The organism is Nocardia farcinica, from assembly GCF_029867845.1.
Lineage (GTDB): Bacteria > Actinomycetota > Actinomycetes > Mycobacteriales > Mycobacteriaceae > Nocardia > Nocardia farcinica_A.
Window position 1 is genome coordinate 1 of sequence record NZ_JARWRU010000047.1, and the last position, 5,069, is coordinate 5,069.

Annotated in this window: 5 protein-coding genes; all 5 read left to right on the forward strand. The window is 71.4% G+C overall.

Annotation, left to right across the window (positions count from 1 at the left end):
- The first annotated feature begins 302 nt into the window (after nt 1-302).
- Nucleotides 303-587: a hypothetical protein gene (locus QH283_RS00730; RefSeq protein WP_280501084.1), complete on the forward strand. Its 285-nt coding sequence runs from the start codon at nt 303-305 to the stop codon at nt 585-587.
- Between the two features lie 131 nt (nt 588-718).
- Nucleotides 719-2,305, forward strand: coding sequence for a hypothetical protein (locus QH283_RS00735; protein ID WP_280501085.1), 1,587 nt, complete (start codon nt 719-721; stop codon nt 2,303-2,305).
- Nucleotides 2,306-2,418: 113 nt separating this feature from the next.
- Complete coding sequence (locus tag QH283_RS00740) at nt 2,419-2,739, forward strand: hypothetical protein (RefSeq protein ID WP_280501086.1); 321 nt, start codon at nt 2,419-2,421, stop codon at nt 2,737-2,739.
- Nucleotides 2,740-2,804: 65 nt separating this feature from the next.
- Nucleotides 2,805-3,323, forward strand: a complete 519-nt coding sequence (locus QH283_RS00745) for a YbaB/EbfC family nucleoid-associated protein (RefSeq protein WP_280501087.1) — start codon at nt 2,805-2,807, stop codon at nt 3,321-3,323.
- Nucleotides 3,324-3,341: 18 nt separating this feature from the next.
- The coding region (locus tag QH283_RS00750; RefSeq protein ID WP_280501088.1) for a hypothetical protein at nt 3,342-5,069 on the forward strand (1,728 nt) is incomplete at its 3' end.

Here is a 5,069-nt window from a genome sequence, read left to right on the forward strand (position 1 = left end):
GGGGCGGGGCGGCCGCCCCGCCCCCCCCCGGCCCCCCCCACCCCCCCCCCCCACCTCCTCGCCTATGTGCTGCGGGGGGCTAGGCCCGCGGCCGCGTAACCCGGGCGGGTGGGCGGGGAAGCCGGTCGGCCGGGCGCGGAGACCGGCCCGCGGGGCGACGCCGGGCCGGACCCCTCGCCGGACTTCCTGCGCTTGTTCGACGAACCCGCGCACCGGCTGTGAGCGGCCCGCGCCGGGGATACGCTGGCTCCGGCGGCCAGGCGCCGGACCCACGATCACCACACGAGCACACCGGAGGAACGATGGCACGCAGCCGACATCCCACCGACGAGGAACTGCGCCGCAATTTCGAGCGGGAGCTGGCCTCGGTGACCAGCGGGGGCGGACTGCGCTCCGAGACCGGCCTCGACGTGCAGACCGATGCCGCGCTCATGGCCATCGCCGTCGCGTATCCGGCGGTGTCGGAGGAACTGGTGCGCGCGGCGCGGGCGGCCTTCGCCGGTCAGCTCGACGGGTCGAACGCCGCCGCCCGCCGCGCGGAACTGCGACGGATGATCGAGGAGCACAATCGCCGCGAGCGCGGGTGAACGGCGGTGCGGGGGCACTCGTCCGCGACCGCGGCCGCGGCCGCTGTGTCAGGATGGTGACACACCAGGCACGGCATCGTGCGCGCCGTCGTGCTGCGATCTCGGTGCGCGGATGAGGAGACAACGGCGACGTGACCAACCCGGACGAGCAGGCCCCGGCACCCTCCGACCGCGCTCCGGTCGACGAGGTGGCGGCGGGAAACTCCGAAACACAAGCGGGAGAAGAGTTCCTGCGGGAGTTCATGCGCGGCTTCACCGACGAGAACGATGATCCAGACGTCGGATTCACCCTCGTCGAGGGCGAGGCCGACGAGGAACCGGAGGATCCGGCCGAGCGCGCCAAACAGATCAACCACTCGATCGCCCGCGAGCTGGCCGCACTCGGGCCCGCGGGCTGGCAACGGCTGCGCGCGGTGTTCGTGTGCACCGCGCCCGCCCAGCTCGCCGAGGTGGTCTACACCGACGACCGGGACGGCGTTGCGCGCGTGCAGCCCCCGGATTCGGTGCTGGCGGCGGTCCGTGAGCAGCGCGATCTGTCGGCCCGGCTCAGCGACGGACCGTGGTGGCGATTGCTGATCACCCTAACCAGAGAGGGTGCGCTCGAGGTCGACTACGACTACGGCGACGAACCGTTCCCCGACGAGCACCTGTTCGCGCCGGAGGTCTACCGCGCCGATCTGGAGGCCTATCCCCGCGACCGGCTGCCGGTGTGGCTGGCGGCCTATCTCGGGCACGGCGGCAGGCAGGTGCGCACCGCGCGGCACGCTGCGGTCCAGGCGCGGGCCGACCGCGCGAACGGGACGCGAGCGGTGATGTCCGACAACGATTTTCCCGACATGCCGGTGATGTGGGCGCGCTGGGCGGTGATGGCGGCGGCCTTCGTGGCCATCGGATCACAGTGGGGCCCAAGGGTGTTGCCCGCGCTCGGCTGGTTCGAGGGGGCGCGGCGCGGTGGCAGCACGCTCTACGTGCTGCCCGGCGGCCGGGCCGTGCTGTCCGGCGGCGTCTGGGATGCCCCCGAACTCGACGCGGTGTACAACGACGGCGAACCGATGCCCGGGCTCTACGCCGGCGCGCCCTCGTGGGTCGCGAGTCCGGTGCTCAATCCCCGTGCGGCCAACGGGATGCTGTCGTTCTGCTATTGGTGGGAGGGCGGGCGCTGGTATCGCGGCCAGTCGCCGCCCGCCGCCCGGCTCAGCGACGCCGTGCCGGGGATCTGGACCGAGGAGACCGTGATCGACGTGATCTGCGGCATGCTCCCCGACGTGGGCGCCCGGGAGCGCACCGCGGTGGCGGATCTGCTGTCCGCGGCGGAGGTCGGGCTCGTCACCCGGGCGACGTTGGCCGACATCTTCGCCGACGCCGACGCCTACGACATCGACAGTGCCTACTACCAGCTCGAACTGGCGGGTGTCACGGTGACGCTGCCGGAGCCGATGCCGGAGGCCGACGCCATCGAATCCGTGCGCAGGCACCTGGCCGACAGCGACACCGACATCACCGGCTTCCCGCTGGATCGGCTGCGCGCCGAGCGATTCAGCGTGGGCTGGATGGTCTATCTGCCGACCGAGCCGGGCGAGATCGCCATCGGCCGCGCGCTGTTCTACGTCGGCGACGACGGGGTGCTCGAACAGTCCTCGTCCTCGGTGGCGCCCGCGCGCTACATCGCCGATTTCGAGGAACGATTCCGGCGCAGGCACGGCGTGATCGACGCGTGACGTGCCGCAAAACGGCCACCGTGAAAGAGTTTTCGAGATGTTCACGCGCGGGCAATGTGCGGGCTGTGCGATCATTGTCTCCGAAGTCTGTCGAAAGAACACGGGGTTCGCGCATGGCGGGACGGTTCGAGAACTACGAGGAGAAGCTCCGCGCGGCGGGGGAGGACACCGGCAAGGTCCATCGCACGGTGAGCGGGCTCGCGGCGGCCGTGGAGGCGGCGATGTCCGTCGGTCCGGCGGCGTGGGGGCCCGACAAGTTCGGCGCCCGGTTCGCCGAGGGCGACGACGGATTCAAGGCCTCGATGAAGAAGATGCTGACCGGCACCAAGAACATGGCCAAGTCCTTCGAGTCCATGTCCGACGGGCAGTACCGGGCCGCCGACGCGGTCCACAACTACGAGCAGGCCTCGACCGAGAACTTCCGTAGCCGCTAGTTCACACCACATCAGGATGCGCGGCCGATACCGTGCGTGGTGAGTTCGAGCGTGGAAAGGGCGGTATGGCAGGCGAGTACGACGAGCGCGACATGGGGTCGGTCATCGACGCCTTCCACGATCAGCTGCGCGCGATCGCCGAGGCGCAGCAACAGCGCGTCCGGCTCACCGCGACGGCCACCTCGCGCGACAAACTGGTCACCGTCACGGTCAACGCCAACGGCATCGTCATCGAGACCCGGTTCGCCTCGGGCATCGAGCGGTTGAGCTACGACGAGATCGCCGCGACCGTGACCAGGACCGCCCAACAGGCCGCCGCCGACGTGGCCGAGAAGACCGCCGCCCTGATCGCGCCGATCGCCCGGCGGCGCGAACGGCTGCCCAAGCTGTCTGAAGTCATCGAGGGCATGCCCGACTTCGAAACCGACATTCCCTTGGAACCGCCGGTTTCCATCGCACCGCCGGACGCGTCCGAACGCGGGGCGGCGGAGCAGGAAGCGGCGATGACCTTCCGCGATGTGGAGGAGATCGACCACGAGCGCACCGCCCGGCCGCGGCCCGGGGTCGTCGATCCCAGCTGGTAGCGCGCGGGCGGGGCGGTTATGGCGATCATGATCCCCAGCTGGCTGCACTGGCTGGAGTGGGTGGCGGGCAGTGACTGGCCCGAGGGAAACGAGGATCTGCAGCGGGAACTCGGCGAAGCGATCGCCGAAGTCGGCAGAAATCTGCGCGAAACGGCGATCCCCGAGGCCGAGACGGCGATCCGGTCCCTGCTGATCGCCTATCCCGACGGTGACGGCAAGGAGAAGATCCAGCAGGAGCTGAACAAGCTGATCGCCGGCGACGGATCGCTGGATTCGCTGGCCAAGGTTTTCGACAAGATGGCCGAATCGGCCACCGATTACGCCGGGCAGATCCGCGCCGCCAAACTGAACGTGATCTTCTCGCTGGCGTGGCTGGCGGCCGAACTGGCCTACGCCGCTTTTCTCGGCCCCGGCGCGCCGTTCGCGCAGGCGGGCGCGCTGGCTGCCACCCAGACCGCGATCCGCTGGCTCGGCGGCGCCCTGCTGAACCGGATCACCTCCATCGTCGGGCGGATGGCGATCTCCCGCGCGGCCCAGGACATCGTGATCAAGGTCGTCTACGAGATCGTCCAGGAGGCGATCGTCGAGGTGCTGCAGGGCACCATCCAAGAGGTCGGCGTGCAGGGCCTCAACATGGCGCAGGGCTACCAGGACAAGATGGACTGGAACGCGGTCGGCCAGAACGCGATCATCTCCGCGATCGCCGGCGGCGCGGGCGGCGGCGCCGGTTTCGGTTTGCACAATCTGATGGGGCGCACCGGGCTCGCCGACAGCGGCTTGCAGGGACTGCTGAGGGGCAGTGTCGTCGGCGCCGGGGCGGGACTGGCGGGCGCGGGCGCCGCCTGGGTGTCGACCGGCGCGCTCACCGGGAACTGGGAACTCGATCCGCGCATGCTGACCGGCGGCGCGCTGTCCGGGATGGGGCCGAGCGCGATCTACGGCTGGCGCGGGTCGTCCGATTTCGCGGGCGGTCCGATGGGCAACACCCGGACCCCGACGATCAACATCGGCACCATGCCCGGTGGGCCGGACGGCCCCATGCCCGGTGGGCCGGACGGCACGATGCCCGCGGGCGCGGGCGACCCGGCGACGAATCCGTCCGCCGCCTCGCCCAACGCACCGACCACCTCGCCCAACGCACCGACCACCTCGACCAACGGACAGACCACCTCGCCGAACGGCGTCACCTCCGCGTCGGCCGCGCCGGGCAGCGAGACACAGGCAGGCGCCGGGAGCCGCGATACGGGCGCCGCGCAGAACAACGGCAACGGCGCGGGCCAGGCGCAGCCCAGCGCCCCCGGCAGCCCCGCCGCGGCGTCTTCGGGCGATCGTGGCGATTCCGGTGGCGGCGATTCCTCCGGGGGCAACTCTTCCGGTGGCGATGCCCGCGCGGGCGGTGAGCAGGGCGGCGCCGGGGATCGTTCGTCCGGCGCCGGTGACCGCTCGTCGGCCGAAGCCGACTCCGGCGGTTCCGCCGATCGCGGGTCCGGCGCCTCGGAGCCGTCCACGCAGTCCCGCGACGACACGAGCACGTCGAGCACGACCGCGGACAGCGCGCGCCCGGCGAACACTCCCGACGGCACTCACCCGGTGCCCGCGGCGCCGATCACCGCCGACTCCACGGGGACCGGCCTCGGCGCGACGAATGTCTCGGTGCCACAGACCGATTCGACCGGCGTCTCGGACGGATCGGCCCCTGGCGGCACCGGGCCGGTGGCCACGCCCGCCGCGGCGGCTCCTTCGGTC